At 69.2% G+C, this 16,308-nt stretch carries 18 protein-coding genes; 8 read left to right on the top strand and 10 right to left on the bottom strand.

What is annotated here, in order from left to right; translation table 11 throughout:
• The 4 genes from Y590_RS02065 to Y590_RS02080 are packed head-to-tail and all read left to right on the top strand — an operon-like array spanning position 1 to position 5,274.
• Positions 1-1,383, top strand: coding sequence for a MotB family protein (locus Y590_RS02065; RefSeq protein ID WP_060768423.1), 1,383 nt, complete (start codon positions 1-3; stop codon positions 1,381-1,383).
• Positions 1,380-2,762 (top strand): chemotaxis protein, encoded by a 1,383-nt coding sequence (locus Y590_RS02070; RefSeq protein WP_060768424.1) that lies wholly within the window; start codon positions 1,380-1,382, stop codon positions 2,760-2,762. Before Y590_RS02065 ends, Y590_RS02070 begins: the two co-directional genes overlap by 4 nt.
• A gap of 39 nt (positions 2,763-2,801) precedes the next feature.
• Positions 2,802-4,652, top strand: a complete 1,851-nt coding sequence (fliK, locus tag Y590_RS02075) for a flagellar hook-length control protein FliK (RefSeq protein ID WP_060768425.1) — start codon at positions 2,802-2,804, stop codon at positions 4,650-4,652.
• Positions 4,606-5,274, top strand: coding sequence for a transglycosylase SLT domain-containing protein (locus Y590_RS02080; RefSeq protein ID WP_083530726.1), 669 nt, complete (start codon positions 4,606-4,608; stop codon positions 5,272-5,274). The genes fliK and Y590_RS02080 overlap by 47 nt, the downstream gene beginning before the upstream one ends.
• 192 nt (positions 5,275-5,466) lie before the next feature.
• Here Y590_RS02080 and Y590_RS02085 read toward each other — a convergent pair whose 3' ends face one another.
• From Y590_RS02085 to fliN, 5 genes are all read right to left on the bottom strand, one after another.
• Positions 5,467-6,168 carry a response regulator transcription factor gene (locus tag Y590_RS02085; protein WP_060768426.1) on the bottom strand — a complete coding sequence of 234 codons (702 nt, stop codon included), beginning with the start codon at positions 6,166-6,168 and terminating at the stop codon, positions 5,467-5,469.
• A 222-nt stretch (positions 6,169-6,390) separates the two neighbouring features.
• Complete coding sequence (locus Y590_RS02090; RefSeq protein ID WP_060768427.1) at positions 6,391-6,837, bottom strand: BspJ family T4SS effector nucleomodulin; 447 nt, start codon at positions 6,835-6,837, stop codon at positions 6,391-6,393.
• The gene (gene flhB / locus Y590_RS02095) at positions 6,834-7,895 is read right to left on the bottom strand and encodes a flagellar biosynthesis protein FlhB (RefSeq protein WP_060768428.1); all 1,062 of its coding nucleotides are present in this window, start codon (positions 7,893-7,895) and stop codon (positions 6,834-6,836) included. The genes Y590_RS02090 and flhB overlap by 4 nt, the downstream gene beginning before the upstream one ends.
• A gap of 37 nt (positions 7,896-7,932) precedes the next feature.
• Positions 7,933-9,012 carry a flagellar motor switch protein FliG gene (locus Y590_RS02100; protein ID WP_060768429.1) on the bottom strand — a complete coding sequence of 360 codons (1,080 nt, stop codon included), beginning with the start codon at positions 9,010-9,012 and terminating at the stop codon, positions 7,933-7,935.
• Between the two features lie 22 nt (positions 9,013-9,034).
• The gene (gene fliN / locus Y590_RS02105) at positions 9,035-9,361 is read right to left on the bottom strand and encodes a flagellar motor switch protein FliN (RefSeq protein ID WP_003601570.1); all 327 of its coding nucleotides are present in this window, start codon (positions 9,359-9,361) and stop codon (positions 9,035-9,037) included.
• A gap of 200 nt (positions 9,362-9,561) precedes the next feature.
• On the opposite strand from fliN, the gene Y590_RS02110 reads away from it, so the two are divergent.
• Positions 9,562-9,834, top strand: a complete 273-nt coding sequence (locus tag Y590_RS02110; protein ID WP_060768430.1) for a PepSY domain-containing protein — start codon at positions 9,562-9,564, stop codon at positions 9,832-9,834.
• Between the two features lie 13 nt (positions 9,835-9,847).
• Here the strand turns inward: Y590_RS02110 and Y590_RS02115 are convergent, their stop codons facing one another.
• Genes Y590_RS02115 through motA form a run of 3 tightly spaced genes read right to left on the bottom strand, consistent with a single transcriptional unit; the run spans position 9,848 to position 12,027 of the window.
• On the bottom strand, positions 9,848-10,144 hold the full coding sequence (locus Y590_RS02115) for a hypothetical protein (protein WP_060768431.1): 297 nt from the start codon (positions 10,142-10,144) through the stop codon (positions 9,848-9,850).
• Entirely contained in the window at positions 10,128-11,138 is a 1,011-nt protein-coding gene (locus Y590_RS02120) for a flagellar motor switch protein FliM (RefSeq protein ID WP_060768432.1), read from the bottom strand. Before Y590_RS02120 ends, Y590_RS02115 begins: the two co-directional genes overlap by 17 nt.
• A gap of 13 nt (positions 11,139-11,151) precedes the next feature.
• On the bottom strand, positions 11,152-12,027 hold the full coding sequence (gene motA / locus Y590_RS02125; RefSeq protein ID WP_003601565.1) for a flagellar motor stator protein MotA: 876 nt from the start codon (positions 12,025-12,027) through the stop codon (positions 11,152-11,154).
• 283 nt (positions 12,028-12,310) lie between these two features.
• On the opposite strand from motA, the gene hslV reads away from it, so the two are divergent.
• The 3 genes from hslV to Y590_RS02140 all read left to right on the top strand — a co-directional run bounded on the left by hslV (position 12,311) and on the right by Y590_RS02140 (position 15,169).
• Positions 12,311-12,871, top strand: a complete 561-nt coding sequence (gene hslV / locus Y590_RS02130) for an ATP-dependent protease subunit HslV (RefSeq protein ID WP_060768433.1) — start codon at positions 12,311-12,313, stop codon at positions 12,869-12,871.
• A 109-nt stretch (positions 12,872-12,980) separates the two neighbouring features.
• Positions 12,981-14,294, top strand: coding sequence for an ATP-dependent protease ATPase subunit HslU (hslU, locus tag Y590_RS02135; RefSeq protein ID WP_060768434.1), 1,314 nt, complete (start codon positions 12,981-12,983; stop codon positions 14,292-14,294).
• 2 nt (positions 14,295-14,296) lie between these two features.
• Entirely contained in the window at positions 14,297-15,169 is an 873-nt protein-coding gene (locus tag Y590_RS02140; protein ID WP_060768435.1) for an EamA family transporter, read from the top strand.
• 4 nt (positions 15,170-15,173) lie between these two features.
• Here Y590_RS02140 and Y590_RS02145 read toward each other — a convergent pair whose 3' ends face one another.
• Both Y590_RS02145 and Y590_RS02150 read right to left on the bottom strand, forming a co-directional pair.
• Positions 15,174-15,836, bottom strand: a complete 663-nt coding sequence (locus Y590_RS02145) for a hypothetical protein (RefSeq protein WP_060768436.1) — start codon at positions 15,834-15,836, stop codon at positions 15,174-15,176.
• On the bottom strand, positions 15,833-16,261 hold the full coding sequence (locus Y590_RS02150) for a RusA family crossover junction endodeoxyribonuclease (RefSeq protein WP_060768437.1): 429 nt from the start codon (positions 16,259-16,261) through the stop codon (positions 15,833-15,835). Before Y590_RS02150 ends, Y590_RS02145 begins: the two co-directional genes overlap by 4 nt.
• Positions 16,262-16,308: the final 47 nt, after the last annotated feature.

Raw genomic sequence — 16,308 nt, forward strand, 5'->3', positions numbered from 1 at the left:
ATGTCGGACCGCCCCCACGAAATCATCATCATCAAGCGCCACGGCGACCACGAGGATGGCCATCACGGCGGCGCCTGGAAGATCGCGCTCGCCGACTTCATGACGGCGATGATGGCGCTGTTCCTGGTGATGTGGCTGATCAACTCCACCAGCAAGGAGCAGAAGCAGACCATCGCCGAATACTTCAACCCGGTGAAGCTCGCCGAGGTCACCCACGACCGCAAGGGCGTGAACGACCCGCAGGACACGCCCAACGACCCCGCCCCGTCCGGCAAGGGCAAAGGCGACGGCGGCAACGCCGAGGGCAAGGGCGACGCCGCCGGCGCACCGGGCAGCCGCGCCCGCGAATCCGCCCTGTTCCAGGACCCCTACGCGGTGCTCGCCAAACTCGCCGCGGAGGCCGAGGCCGCCGGGCCGGAAGCCGCGAGTGCGGATGCCTCCGCCCTCGAAGCCGGACAGCCGGGCGTGGCCGGCGGCGAGACCGGACGCGACCCGTTCGACCCGCTCTACTGGCAGGTCGCCGCCCTGCCGCGTCGCCGCACCGACAATCCCGGCGCCCTCGACACCGCCGCCGCCGCACCGGCCGAGGCCCGCCTCGACGCGCGTGCCCAGACCGCCGGTTCCAAGCCCAAGGAACCGCAGAAGGAACCGCAGAAGGAGACGGCCAAGGACATCGCCCGCCAGAGCCTGAGCGATGCCATGCGTCAGGCCGGCGTCAAGCTTGCCTCGGCCGAGCCGATGGCGCTGGTGGTTCCGAGCACCGAGCCCCCCAAGCCCTCGGCAGAGACCGCACCGCACCCGTCCCCGGCCGAAGCCAAGCCGGCCCCGCCCGAACCGACGCTTCTGGCGAAAGCCGAAGCACCTCCTGCGAAGGAATCGGCGACGCCTGCCGATCAAGCCGCGAAGGCGGCCGAGACCGCGGCGCTCTCGGCGCTGAAGGCCGAGATCGCGCGGGCCGTGCCGTCGCTGCCCAACGGCGCGCCCGCCCCGCAGGTCGAGGTACGCCGGACCGGCGAGGGCGTGCTCATCAGCATCACCGACGAGATCAATTACAGCATGTTCGGGCTCGGATCGGCCGAGCCGACGCCGAAAGTGGTCAAGGCGCTGGAGCGCATCGCCAAGATCCTCAACAGCCGGCCTGGCCGCGTCGTCGTGCGCGGCCATACCGACGGTCGCCCGTTCCGCTCGGAAACCTACGACAACTGGCGTCTGTCGTCGGCGCGAGCACAGATGGCCTCCTACATGCTCGTGCGCGGCGGCCTCGACGAGGCCCGCATCGACCGCATCGAGGGCTATGCCGACCGCCAGCCCCGCATCGCCGGCAATCCCAAAGCCGCCGAGAACCGCCGCATCGAAATCCTGCTGCGGGGGCTGCCGGAATGACGCTCCGGATGCTTCCGAGGCGCCCTCTCGCCCGGTTCGGCCGCACCGCCGTCATCGCGAGGCGTCCGGCGAAGCCATCCCGCACCGTGACGGGCATGGGAGGGGCATCCCGGCCTGCCCTCACGGCCGCCGCGCTCGCCCTCTGCCTCGTCATCGCTCCGGCGAAGGCCGCCGAGCACGGCGACACCCACGCGCCCCCCGCGGAAGCCCACGCCGCCGACGATCATGGCGGCCATGGCGCCCCGGCCAAGCCGATCGAACCGCTGCCGGTGAAGGCGCACGGCCTGCCGGTCGAACTGACGCGCACGCTCCAGCTCCTTCAGGACCGCATCGCCCGCGGCTCGACCCAGGCGCATGTCGCGCAGCGTCAGCTCCTCGGCCATATCGAGCAGCGGCTGATCGCCCTCGATCCCGAGGCCTGGACCGAAGCGGAGAACGTGCGCGCCGCCGTCACCTTCGCGCTGGCAGGCGGCGGGCCGGGGGCCCTGCGGGCAATCCTCCGATCCGGCAAGGCGCCGGAGGCGGAGCAGCCCCTGGCGCTCGGGGCGCTGGCCTATCTGGAAGGGCGCGAACGCGAGGCGCGGGCCAAGCTCGCCGGCATCGACCCGCGTACGATGCCCGCGGGCCTCGCCGGGCAGCTCGCGCTGACGCAATCGGCGCTGATGGTGCGCGATGCGCCGGTCAAGTCGCTCGAACTCCTCGACCTCGCCCGGCTTCTGGCGCCCGGCACGCTGGTCGAGGAAGGGGCGCTGCGCCGCCAGATCTTCGTCGTGGCGCAGGGCGGCGATGCGCGCCGCTTCGAGGCGCTGGCGATCCAGTATCTGCGCCGGTTCCGCCGCTCGGTCTATGCCGGCAACTTCCGCCAGCGCTTCGCCGGAGCGCTCACCCGCCTCGATTTCGACAGCGACCGCACCCGCATCGCCAGCCTGGAGCGGATGCTCGACGAGATCGAGCCGCAGAGCCGGCGCGACCTCTACCTGCTGGTGGCGCGCGCCGGGCTGGAACAGGGCCGCCGCGAGACCGCCCTGTTCTCCGCCGAGCGGGCCATGGGGCTCGCCGCGCCGGATTCGCAGCCGGCCGCGCAGGCGCGGCTCTACCGCGGCGCGGCGCTGATCGTGGCCGAGGGGCGTTTCGAAGAGGGCTACGAGGCGCTGCGCGGCCTCGACCGCGCCGATTTCGTGCCGACCGACGCCGAACTGCTCGACGCCGCGCTCTCAACCGCCCGGCAGATCCGCACGCCCTCCCCCGTCGCCGAGGCCGCCCCGGCCCCGCCGCCCTCGGCGAGCCGGCCGATTCCGGAATCCGGTTCGCTCCTGCGGGCGCAGGAGGCCTTGGCCCGCGCCGGGCGCGCCATGGATGCCGCCACCCGCACCCCCTGAAATCCCCCCGCGCTCCAACCATCGGACGATCGACCCGTGATGCGGTCCCTCGACACCCTCCCCCTTCTGCGGCCGAAGTCCGAGACCGGTCGCGCCCCTTCGGGCGAGGACTCGCGCGCGGGCGTGCCCCCCGGCTTCGAGGCGATGCTCGGCGCCTTCGAGAACGGGGCGGCGGAGAGCGGAACGGCGGACATCGGAACGGCACGGACCGGAGAGGCCGCGGTGGAACAGCTGGAGGCCGGGACGGACATGCCGCCCACCCTCCCCGCCGAGGCATTGCCGGCAACGACCATCGGCGGCTCGGCCTTGCAGGCGCTGATGGCGCTCACCGGTCCCGCTGCGCCGGCTATCGCGGCTCCTCCGAATTCTAGCCTGGAGGCCATGGTGCAGCGAGCCGCCGCACGCGCCGGATCAGGGCCCGGCCCGGCCCCGGCGGAGCCGGCCTTGCAGATCTCGATGGTCGGCCTGGAAACGCATTTTGCGCCGGTCCGGCCGCACGCCGCCGCCGCCGCCTCGACGGAAGCCGCGATCGAGCGGGGCCTGAACGAGCCATCCGCTCCGCCGACCGTCCCGACATCCGCCAGCATCGGCGCCGCACCGGTCGCTCCGCTGCCCCCGGGAAGGGCCCCCCTTCCCGGTGCCCCGCGAACCGCGACGGCGTCCGATGCGACCGTGCCGTCGGCATTGCCGGCCGGCGGACCGGACGGACAGTGCGCGCCGGAATCGGTCGCGACGCAGTCCCCGCCATCCCGCAATGACGCTCGCGAGCCGGCCGTTCCGTCCGATCGGCCGGCACCGAACGGGCCTGCGAACGAGCTGACGGCACCGGCCGCCACGACACCCGCGCGACCGGACTCGCCGGTTCCAGGCCCCGACCGCCCCGCCGAATCGACCCCGGCGAGCGCTGCGCCGGCACCGGACGAGCCCGTTCGGCGAGCCGCAGGTGCTCCCCCGACGCAAGCCGCGAGCGCCGAAGCTGCGCGAAGCCTCTCGGCCCGTGGACGCGTGGCGCCCCGGAGCGATCGCGCCGAGCCGGCCGGCACGGCGGACAACGCTGCGCTCCTCGACCAAGCGGAGGGCACAAGTCTCCCCGAGCCGACTGCCATCGCCCAACCCGGCACGCCGGGGCAGACCCGACGTGACTCGGAGTCGAGGCAGGATCGCCCGGCCGCCATCGCACGCCCCGATGCGACACCGGAGCATGAAGCCGTGGCGGTGCCGCGGCCGCAGGCCGAAGGTGGCGCGCGCACCGAGAGCGCCGGAATCGACGCGGTGACGATCGAAGCGCCGCGCCCGGACATGCCGCTGGCGCCATCCGTTCCGCAGGAGACCGCCGCCCTGCCGACGCCCGCGCCGGCCTCGCCGCTGCGCCAGATCGTCGATGCGGTCGCCGCCCAGTTGCCGGCGGCACCCGCGGCGATGGCGACCCAATCGGCCCGTCCCGTTCCGGCTTCGACCGAGGCCGGGCCGCTGAAGATCCTCACGCTCCAGCTCCATCCGGCCGACCTCGGCTCGGTGCTGGTGCGGATGCGCCTGCAGGACGGGCGGCTGGAAATGAGCCTGCGCACCAGCCGCGAGGAGACCGCCGAGCGCCTGCGCAAGGAGGGCGACCTGCTCTCCGGCCTGCTGCGCGAGGCCGGCTACGAGCCCGAGGCCGTGACGATTCAATCGGGCGGCCCCGGCGCGGGCGAATCCGGGCCGCGCGGTCAGGGTTTGGCGTCCTTCGGCGGATCGCAGGGCGGGCAGCACGACAGACAGCCGGGCGCAGCGACGCCCGACCAATCGGGCCGGCGCCCGTCCCCGCGCGCGGACGCGACCGCCACGCCCACGGAGGAACAGGACCATGAGACGGATTCTCGCGGGCGCGATCGCGGCAGCCTGTATCTCTAGCGCCGTCGCCCCGATTGCGGCGGCCGCGCATTCCACCGCTGCCGAGGGCGCCGCGGAGGCCGCCTCCGCGCCGACGGGCACACGGGGCGGCGACGCGCGAGGCGGCTCCAAACGTCCCTCGATGGCCGGCGCCTCGCGTATCTGCGAGCGCCAGATGGCGCAGGCAGCGGCCAAGCACGGCGTGCCGCTCGGCATGCTCTACGCGGTCGGACTGACGGAGAGCGGCAACCGCGGCTCGCTCCAGCCCTACGCCATGAACATCGGGGGCAAGGCCTATTTCGGCAGCGGCGCCGCCGACGTGATGCAGCGCCTCGCCCAGGCGCAGCAGGAGGGCGTGCGCCTGGTCGATCTCGGCTGCATGCAGATCAACCATCACTATCACCGGGCGAAATTCGCCTCGCTGGAGGCGATGATCGACCCGGCCCAGAACGTCGAATACGCGACGCGCTTCCTGAAGGAGCTGAAGGAGCGCGAGGGAAGCTGGACGCTCGCCGTGGCGCGCTACCATGCCGGGCCGAACAACAACCCTGCGCAGAAGGTCTATGTCTGCCGGGTCATCACCAACATGGTCGCGACCGGCTTCGGCAACTGGACGCCGGGTGCGAAGACGTTCTGCCAGTAGATCTGGCTTAGAGCGCTTTCCGACCAAGTGGACGCCGGTTCGGCGAAAGAAAGCGCGTCGAAACGAGAGGATAGCGACGCCGGCCTGATGCAATCAGGTCGGATACGGCTCTGGTGTCTCTCACAACACCCCCGCTGCGCCGTCCTCGCCAACGGGAGAACGGTCAGAGATCGAGAGTTTTGTGAGGCACTCTTACCCGACGTAGGTGTAGCCCATATAGCGCTTGGCCTCGATCGGATCGTAGCCGAGCCGCTCGGCGAGCTTCTTGCGCAGCTTGCTCACGTGGCCCTCGATCACGCTCTCCTCGACGCCGTTGCTGTAGACGCCGTAGACCACGTTGAAGACCTGGGTCTTGGTGAGCCGGCGCCCGCGGTTGCGTACGAGATATTCGAGAATGTGCCGCTCGCGCCGCGGCAGGGACAGCGGCACGCCGTCGATCTCGGGGTCGCGCCCATCGTGGAAGACCTTGAGCCGGTCCGGCCCCCGCGCCTCGCCCTCGGTCTCGCCCTCCGCCTCGCTCCGTTGAACGGCTCCGTTGACCCGGCGCCAGATCGCTTCGGAGCGGGCCAAAATCTCGCGGACATGGACGGGCTTGGGCAGCACGTCGTCGATGCCGGCTTCCAGCAGTTCGACGGTCTGTTCGAGCGAGCGCAGATCGGCCAGGGCGATGATCGGTGCGCGGGACTGCTTGCGGATGACGCCGGCGCATTTCGCCCGCTCCGCGAAATCGCCCAGGAGGAAGCCCTGGATCGCTTCGAGATCGGCGGGAGAGGCCGCGCGGAGCCAACTCAGGAACTCTTCGGGGATGAGCGCGAACGAGGAGATGCCCTCACGCTCGAAGCTGGCCTTGTAACCCGCGTTCACGGTATCGCGCGGATCGACCAGGAAATACATCGACGACCATCCCCTTGATCCCGCCGTATCGGCCTGCCACTGCGCCGCGATCTGGGCAGGTTCTGGGCGTCCCCGGAAGACCCTCTCCGCCGCCCTCCGCAACGCTTCGAGACGCTGCCGCAGCCAAGTCATGGAGCGCAGCTGCGAGGGGGTCAATCTGCTGCAATGTATATTTTCAGACGGTGACGATGTTCGTCGAGGGCGCGTGGCATTCGCGCCGCTTCAGGCGTGCCCGACCCGGGCCTGACGGAGGGCGTGTGCGAAGCCTTCGAGGGAGAGCGCCGCCGTCTCCTCCGCGACGATGCGCTGGATCGCGACGCCCGCGAACACCTCATCGAGCACGAGCTTGAAGAACACCGTCACCGGCTCGGCGGCGAATTCGAGATCGAGGACCACCTGCATGGAGCGGCCCCAATCGAGGCACACATCGGCCGCGTCGGCGTAGGTCAGCACCGATTCCTTGAAAAACAATTCGGCCGAGGAGGAGACGATGTCGGCGATGTTGCCGTGCCGCTCGCCGCGGATCCAGCCGATGAGCACGCCGCCATCGAGCAGGCACAGCTCGGCGATGAAGTCGCGCAGCGCTTCGGCGAAGATCTGTTCGGCCGCCGCATGGCTATGCGGGACGGCCGACGGTCCTGGCGCGAAACGTTGGACCTGAGGGGTCATCGGGCTCTCGCGAAAAGGAAGAAAAGGATCTGCGCCACAGCGCGGTAAAATTCGGCCGGAATCGTCTGATCGACCTGCACAGCATCGTACAGCGACCTTGCGAGAGGCTTGTCCTCGATCACGGCGATGCCTTTTTCCTCGGCGATCGCCCGGATGCGCAGGGCGATGAGATCCTGCCCCTTGGCGAGCACCATCGGCGCCGGGTTCTCGGAGGGCTCGTAGCGGAGCGCTACCGCGAAATGCGTCGGGTTGGCGATCACCACGGTCGCCCGGTCGACATTGGCGAGCATCCGGTTGCGGGCGCGGTCCTGGGCGAGCGAGCGCAGCCGCGCTTTGACCGAGGGATCGCCCTCGGTCTGCTTGTGCTCGTCCTTGATGTCCTGGCGCGACATCCGGAGCGAGCGCTGCCAGCGCAGCCGCGCCCAGACGAGATCGCCCGCGACGATCACGATGGTGGCGATGGCCACCGCCGAGACGAGGCGGATCGAGACCGTCAGGATCAGTTCGGGCAGTTGGCTCGGATCGACGAACATGGCGTTCACGGCTCTTGTCCGCTCCGAGCGGAGGAGCAGAAGGGCGACGACACTGACCGACAGGAATTTAACGACGGATTTCAGGAACTCGACTTGACCCGAAGTTCCGAAGATCCGCGCGAAACCCGCCATCGGCGACACCCGTGACCATTTCGGCGTGATCCGGTCGAGAACGAAGCGCGGCAGGTTCTGCAGAAGCGAGGCGGTGAGACTGCAGACCGCCAGGATCAGCAGGATCGGCAGCAGGAAGCGGCCCGCCGCCAGCGCCACGCGGCTGAGGAGCAGCATCGCGTCGCCGCCGGTCTCCAGGGAGAAGCCGCGCGGATCGTCGAAGAGCGGCTTGAAATCGCCCGCGAGCTGCGCCGCCTGTCCCCGCGCGAACAGGGCCAGCGCGATGAGCAGGCCGAGCGTCGAGGCGAAGACCGGCGCCTCGCGCGAGAACGGGATGTCGCCCTTCTCGATCGCGTCGCGCACCCGCCGCTCGGTGGCGGCTTCGGTCTTGCTCTCCTTGTCGTCGTCCGCCACGCATCAGCCCCGCCGAAGGTGACGCCGGGGGCGCGGATCAGCGGATGAGCGCTTCATCCTCGCCTCCCGGATTGATCTCGATCTCGCCGCGCCCGGCCATCTCCATCGCCAGATCGGTGATGGTGCGGCGCGCCTCCAGCACGTCGCGCTGCGCCGCCGGCTCGCCGCCGTTCAACTCGTGCTCGACCATGCGGCGCACCCGCGCCGAGAGGGCGCTGAGCACCGTGGTGCGGAACTCGACCTCCGTCCCCTTCAGCGCCAGCACCAGCCGGTCGTTGGGCACGGCGTCGAACAGGGTGGTGCGGGCGCGCGGCGCCAGCTTGACGATGTCGTCGAAGGTGAAGAGCAGACCCTTGAGGATCTCGACCGATTTCGGACGCGACTCGCCGAGGCTGGAGAGCACGTCGTCCATCTGCTGGCGCTCCATCTTGTTGATGATGTCGGCCATCTTGGCATGCGTGTCGGCACCGGAATTGCGCGCGCCGTTGATCATGAAGTCCTCGTGCAGCGTCTTCTCGATCGCGTGCAGCACGTCATCGACAATCGGCTTGAAGCTCAGCATCCGCCGCATCACCGTGTTGCGCACCGGCGCGGGCAGATGGCCCATCACCTTGGCGGCGGTGGCCGGCTTCACCTTCGACAGGATCAGCGCGGCAGTTTGCGGGTGCTCCTTGACGAGGTAGCTCGCCAGCACGCTCTCCTGCACGGTGCCGAGCCGTTCCCACACCGAGCGGGTGGCCCCGCCGCGCACGTCGGCGAGGATATCGGCGATCTGGTCGGCCGGCAGCAGGCCGGTGAGCAGCTTCTCGACTTCGCTGGCCGTGCCGATCAGGCTGTTGCCGGCGGAGAATTCGGCGGAGAAATGCTCCACCACCGTGTCGAGCTGCTCGGGGCTGACCGCGCCGAGATTCGAGGCCGAGCGGGTGATGCGCTTGAGTTCGTCCGGCTCGAAATACTTGATGAGCCGCCCGGCCGCGGGCTTGCCCATGGCGAGCAGCAGCGCCGCGACCTGATCGACGGGCTCGAGCCGCCGGGTCGCCACCGCACGGGGGGCGACGGCGCCCGCGGAGACGGCGTCCGATGGGACGGGGCTCGATGCCAGAGGGCTCGAAGACATGGCGGCCCGTTCTCGTCCGGGCTCAGGTGTTCTGGTCGGTGGCGGAGGGTCCGACCACCTCGGTCAGCGACACGCCGAACCGGGAATTGTCCTCCTCGACGATCACGATCTCGCCCCGCGCGATCACCCGGCCGTTGACCATCACGTCCACCGGCTCGCCGACCCGGTGGTCGAGGGGGACGACGGCGCCGCGCCCGAGCTTCATCAGATCCGCCACCGGCATGGTCGCCGAACCGAGCACGACCTGCATCAGCACCGGGATGCGCAGGATCGAATCGAGGTTGCGCCCATCGCCGACGCGGGGCTCGGTGCCGGCGAGATCGGTATCGGGGAAGGGGCTGCTGCTCATCGCTCGGGCTCTTCGGGTCCGCTTCGTGCGTGAGGACGGTCTAGCCGGCTTGGCTGACGCGAGGCTGTCGCCGCAGGTCGTCAGGTTCCCGCTTCGCGCGGGCCGCCGCGGCTGACATTTCGCTGACGGCTTCCGTCAGGTTCGCGGGGTCGTCCGGTGTTAGACGGAGGCATCACGACACCCGACAGGAGCCGAACCCCATGAACACCCTCAAGACCCTCGTCGCCGCCACGCTGGCCACCGGCCTCCTCGCGGCATCGGCACATGCCGACACGCCCGGTAAGGATTGGATGCCGATCGACCAAGTGCTGACCAAGCTGGCGGAAGCCGGTTACGGCCCGGTTCGCAGCATCGAGGCCGACGACGGGGTGTGGAAGGCCAAGGCGGTCCGGGACGGCCGGAGCGTCAAGGTTCAGCTCGATCCGCAGACCGGGGCGATCGTCGAGAAAGCCAAGAAGCAGAGCGACGACTGAGGCGGGCGCCGCCTCACGGCTTCTCCGAGCGGGCCGCGACAAGGGCCGCGCGCGACGCCTCCAGCGCGTCGAGCGTCGCCCGCGCCTCCTCGATCTTGAGGCTCAGGGCGTCCAGAACCTCGCGGCCCTCCTCCTTGAAGGAGCGCACCGCCTCGCCGGCCTGCGTCAGCGCCACGCCGGAGGCGGCCACCGCCGCGCCGTACTCGGCCTGGTTCCGGTCGAGGCGCTTCAGCTTCAGGTACATCGGCAACACGCAGGCGCTCGTCGCCACGAGCGCGACGAGCAGCACGCCGTCAACCAAGGAGCCCATGGCCGCCCTCCTTCTCCGGATTGATCGATTCCTCCACCCGCAGAACGTAGCTGCCCTGCGACTGGCCGGCCCGGCACCAGAAGAGCGGCCGGTCGTTGCCCTCGAGCTTGATCCGCGTCGCGGGCGTCGCATCGAGTGTGAGCACCTGCCCGACTTTCAGTCCGGCGATCTCGCCGAGCGTCAGGTGACGCTCCTCGAGGACGGCGCGCAGGCGCACGGTCGTCTTCTGCACTTCCGCCGCGATCTGTTCGGCCCAGCGCGGGTCGCGGGCGGCGGATTCGCCGGTCAGCACCTTGCCGAGCGCCGGGCGTAGCGGGTTCAGCACCGTCTGCGGGATGATGAGGAACATCTCGCCGCCGCGGTTGAGCGCCTGGAGCAGGAACTTGGCCTGCACCGCCTTGTTGGAGCGTCGGCCGATCACCGCGAACTCCATCCGGGTCTCCATCCGCTCCAGGCGGAAGGCGGTCTGCGAGACGAGGCCGAAGGAGGATTCGAGCGCCTTGCCGACCTGCTCGAACACCATCTGCGCGATGCGCAGTTCGATTGCCGAGAAGGTGCGCTCGTCCTCCACCGGCGGCTCGGCGCCGTCGGAGCCGAACAGCACTTCGACCATGGTGTAGAGGAAGTCGCGGTCGAGCCCGACCAGGACGTGGCCGTCCCATTCCGGCGCCTGGAAGATCCCGACCACCGCGTTGGCGTCGTAGGCGTCGAGGAATTCGCCGAAGCGCCCGCTCTCGACGCCGCTCAGGGAGTAGAACGCCGTGGAGGCGGCCAAGTGCTTGGCCGCATCGCTGCAGGCGGTGGCGAGGCGGTCGAGCACCACGCTGAGCATCGGCAGCCGGTCGAGCGACAGGCCGCCGGCCTCCTGGATGCGGGCGCGGATGTCGGTCGCGGGCCGCGATGCCGTGACGAAGGGAGGCAATTCGGGCCGGCGCTCGGGGGCCGGCTCGGACGTCGTGTCGAGCGCCGCCTCGGGGGTCTCGGTCTCGTCCATTTGCGAAGACCCCTTACGCCGCGGCTGGTTCGGCGCGGGCGCCGGGCACGGTGGCGCTCTCGACCTCGTCGATGGTCGGGCGGTCGGCGCCGGCGATGCCCTTGCGGCCGTGCTCGATCGCGACCTGGGGCAGCGCACCGTTCATGTAGGCGATCAGGCTCTGCTTCACGATGGTGTAGACGCTGCACTGCTTCTCGCGCACGCCCTTGATCTTCACGGCGAGCGGGGCGAGCATCCCGTAGGACGCGAAGACGCCGATGAAGGTGCCGACCAGCGCCGCGCCGATCAGGCCGCCGAGGATCTGCGGCGACTGGTCGAGCGCGCCCATCGCCTTCACGATGCCGAGCACCGCCGCGACGATGCCGAGCGCCGGCAGCGCCTCCGCCACGGTGTTGATCGCGGCATAGGGCTTGAGCTTGTACTTCTTGTGTGTGCCGATCTCCTCCTCCATCAGCGCCTCGATCTCGTGCGAGCGGGCGTTGCCGATGAGGATCAGGCGGCAATAGTCGCAGATGAACAGCACCAGATCCTGGTCCTTGGTCACCTCCGGATAGTTCTTGAAGATCTCGGAATTCGCCGGATCGTCGAAATGCGTCTCGACCTCGTTGCGCGGCTTCGTCTTCAGGTCGCGCATCAGGGCGTGCAGGAGCCCCAGCAGCGAGAGGAAGTCCTGGCGCTTGGGCCCCTTGTTGGTGAAGGCCTCCATCGTCGCCTTGCCGGAATCGACCACCGTCTTCATCGGGTTGGCGATGACGAAGGTGCCCGCCGCCATGCCGAAGATGATGACGAACTCCCAGGGCTGCCAGATGACGATCAGGTGCCCGCCCATGGCGACGAAGCCGCCGAGCATGCAGCCGATCGCGATGACGAGGCCGACGAGGATTCCCATGAGAAGACTCCGGGGGACACCGCTGCGGGGACGGGTGCCGACGCGCGGCGGCCCTTTGTCCGAGCCAATAGGCATAGTGGCTTGCGCGGAGCTTTTTTTTCGCGCCGCGGCGGAGCACGTCGCAACCGGGGCCGACCTTGGAGCCGGGCGTTCGAGCGCCTAACTGAGGCTCGGCCCGACTGTCTCTCACGAAACTCCCGCTGCGCCGTCATCGCCAGACAATGAACGGCCAGCGATCGGGAGTTTTGTGAGGCACTCTTTTCCCTCGAACCGGAGCGTTTCCTTGGCCCAGACCGACGATCGCCTGCCGCAAATGCACGCCACCACGATCCTCATGGTCCGCAAGGGCGGCCGGGTGGTGATCGGCGGCGACGGTCAGGTCAGCCTCGGCCAGACCATCGTGAAGGGCAATGCCCGCAAGGTCCGGCGGCTCGCCAAGGGCACGGTGATCGGCGGCTTCGCGGGTGCCACCGCCGACGCCTTCACCCTGTTCGAGCGGCTGGAGGCCAAGCTGGAGCAGTATCCCGGCCAGCTCACCCGCGCCTGCGTCGAACTCACCAAGGATTGGCGCACCGACCGCTATCTGCGTCGGCTGGAGGCGATGATGCTGGTCGCCGACAAGGAGGTCAGCCTGTTGCTGTCCGGCGCCGGCGACGTGCTGGAGCCCGAGACCGGTGTGATGGCGATCGGGTCGGGCGGCAACTACGCCCTCTCCGCCGCCCGTGCGCTGGAGGACGGCGAGCTCGACGCCGAGGCGATCGTGCGCCGGTCGATGAAGATCGCCGCCGAGATCTGCGTCTACACAAACGGCAACCTCGTGATCGAAACCCTCGACTCGGCCTGAGGGCCGCGCTCCCTGGAAAGCCAGTCCTACCCCGCTTAGATCGTCCGTGAGGAAGGCCCCGCGCCCGACGCGCCGCCCCACACGTCCCCAAAATGGCCGCAGGAGCCCGATGACCACCTTCTCTCCCCGCGAGATCGTCTCCGAGCTCGACCGCTTCATCGTCGGCCAGAAGGACGCCAAGCGCGCAGTCGCGATCGCCCTGCGCAACCGTTGGCGGCGCCAGCAACTGAAAGGCCCGCTGCGGGACGAGGTGGCGCCCAAGAACATCCTGATGATCGGCCCGACGGGCTGCGGCAAGACCGAGATCGCCCGACGCCTCGCCCGGCTCGCGGGCGCGCCCTTCCTCAAGATCGAGGCCACCAAGTTCACGGAGGTGGGCTATGTCGGCCGCGACGTCGAGCAGATCGTTCGCGACCTCGTCGAGGTCGGCATCGGCCTGACGCGGGAGGAGAAGCGCAAGGCCGTGAAGGCCAAGGCGGAAGCGGCCGCCGAATCCCGCATCCTCGACGCGCTGGTGGGGCCGACCGCGAGCCAGGCGACACGCGAAAGCTTCCGCAAGAAGCTACGGGCGAGCGAACTCGACGACAAGGAGGTCGAGATCGAGCTGGCCCCGTCCGGCTCGCAGGGCATGCCGATGTTCGAGATCCCCGGCATGCCCGGCGCCTCGATGGGGGCGATCAACCTCTCCGACATGCTCGGCAAGGCGCTCGGCGGCCAGCGCGGCAAGCCGCGCCGCATCACGGTGTCGGAAGCCTACGCGCCGCTGATCGCCGAGGAGAGCGACAAGCTCGTGGACGACGACGCGCTGACCCGCGAGGCGATCCGCGAGGTCGAGGACAACGGCATCGTCTTCCTCGACGAGATCGACAAGATCTGCGCCCGCGAGGGCCGCTCGGGCGCCGACGTCTCCCGCGAGGGCGTGCAGCGCGACCTGCTGCCCTTGATCGAGGGCACCACGGTGGCGACCAAGCACGGGCCGGTGAAGACCGACCACATCCTGTTCATCGCGTCCGGCGCCTTCCACGTCTCGAAGCCGTCCGACCTGCTGCCCGAGTTGCAGGGCCGCCTGCCGATCCGCGTCGAGTTGCAGCCGCTCACCGTCGAGGATTTCAAGCAGATCCTGACCAGTACCGAAGCAAGCCTCATCAAGCAGACGGTAGCGCTGATGGAGACGGAAGGCGTCACCCTCGCCTTCACCGAGGACGCCATCGACGCGCTCGCCCGCGTCGCGGTCGAGGTGAACGGCTCGGTGGAGAATATCGGCGCCCGCCGCCTGCAGACGGTGCTGGAGCGGGTGATCGACGAGATCTCGTTCACGGCCACCGACCGCTCCGGCGAGACCGTGCCGATCGACGCCACCTACGTGCGCGACCGCGTGGAGGATCTGGCCGCGAACGCCGATCTGAGCCGCTTCATTCTCTGACCGTGCGCGGACGCGACACCGCGCCCGACATCGCTCTGCCGATCCTCGCCCTCCTGGCGGGGATGGTATCGATCCAGAGCGGTGCGGCTCTGGCCAAGGGGCTGTTTCCGGTCGTCGGCGCAGCGGGCGTCACGGCCCTGCGCGTCGGCTTCTCGGCGCTGATCCTGCTCGCGGTCTGGCGGCCGTGGCGACGCAGTCTTGAGCAGGGCGAGATCGGCGCCATCGCGCTCTACGGCGCAGCGCTCGGGCTCATGAACCTGCTGTTCTATCTCTCGCTCCGCACGATCCCGCTCGGCATCGCGGTGGCCATCGAGTTCACCGGTCCGCTGGCGGTGGCCTTGGCGGGTTCGCGCCGGGCGCGCGACTTCGCCTGGATCGGTCTCGCGGTGCTCGGGCTCGGCCTGCTGCTGCCGCTGGGCGAGACCAGCAGCCTCGATCCGACGGGCGCGGCGCTGGCGCTGGGCGCGGGCCTGTGCTGGGCGGGCTACATCGTGTTCGGCCAGCGCGCCGGCCGGGCCGGCGGCGGCCGGGCGGTGTCGCTCGGCATGCTGGTCGCCGCCCTCGTCGTCGCACCGGTGGGGCTGGTGGAGGCCGGCACCGACCTGTTCACCCCGGCGACGCTCGCGACGGGTCTCGTCATCGCCGTCCTGTCGAGTGCCCTGCCCTATTCGCTCGAGATGTTCGCCCTCACGCGCCTGCCCCGCCCGGCCTTCGGCGTGCTGATGAGCCTGGAGCCGGCCGTCGCGGCGGTCGCCGCCCTCGCCCTGCTCGGCGAGCGGCTGACCCCGGTCCAGGGCGGGGCCATCGCCTGCATCGTGGCGGCCTCGGCGGGGATCACGCTGGCGGCCAGACGGCGGACATCGCAGAGCCCTTGAGTGCTTAAGACAAGTCGGCGTCCAAAACGTTTTCGATGGTCGAGAGGACGAACTCGATCTCCGCCGTCGTCGGCTCGACCGTCAGATCGCCGTGAACGATGCGGTTTCTCAGTGGGATCAGTTCGCGCAATCGGCGCTCTGCTGGCGGCTCAATGAAGCCTTCCATTGCCAGCGTCTGGACGACCGTGCCGGGTTTGCGCGACAAACTCTCCGATCCATCGCGACGGGCTCGCAAGGCCGCCTCCAACAGGGCCCAACCCACGACGAATGCTGCCCGCAGGTTGCCCTGTGCAGCGAGTGCCTTCACCTCATCCGCCGATTTCCGGATGAGATCCGGAGAGGCGGGCGCGACCGTCTCGGCCTCTTGCGGATCCGTTCCGGTATAAAACACGCGGAACTGCCAATCGGCATGCCCGTCGAAGAGGCGCCTGATCTCGGACAAAGCACGCTGTGTCGATGAAGTCGGCTGCTCCTTGAACTCGATGACGATGTTGCGCCCCGACTTCTGAGCAAGCGCATCCGGAATATAGGAACCGAAAAATCGAGGAAGCTGTTTCGGATCGGGCTCTGACGTGAAAGCGAACCCCTGCTCCTCGTAGCGTCGCCGCAAAGCGTCGATGAAGTGCTTTTCGGCCTCGGGCCGAAGCGATCGAACCTGTGCCGTCACAGGAACCTCCAACTCAGGTCGTCGTCGATCCTAACGTAGACAGCGGGGGGCGGAACATCCAGAGCGGCCACCAGCTGCGCACTTGGATCGGTGAACGCACGTCCGACTTCGGGCTCGAATTTTTGGACGACGACACGTTCGACATCGTTGTCCGTCATACAGGCGACATGGATCAAAGCATCCATAATCGGTTTCACGATATTATCGATGTCGCCTTCCATCGGTAGAGCTGAAAAATAATAGATTGTCAGACTCAATGGGCGCCGATCAAGAAAGCCCAGGGGATCTGTTTCACGAATCCGCTTACGCGCGGCCTCTCTGACGGCGGATTTCCAACGCTCCTTCGAGCGGCTGCTCGCCTGAAGTGAAACCGGAGTGGACGGCACGATGAACTCAAGGGGATAAAGCGTCTCTTGCTCGGTCACGCTCAGGCATACCTTCGCGACTCGATCCGCTCTTCCGGCCACGCTGC

It is taken from the genome of Methylobacterium sp. AMS5, from assembly GCF_001542815.1.
Classification (GTDB): domain Bacteria; phylum Pseudomonadota; class Alphaproteobacteria; order Rhizobiales; family Beijerinckiaceae; genus Methylobacterium.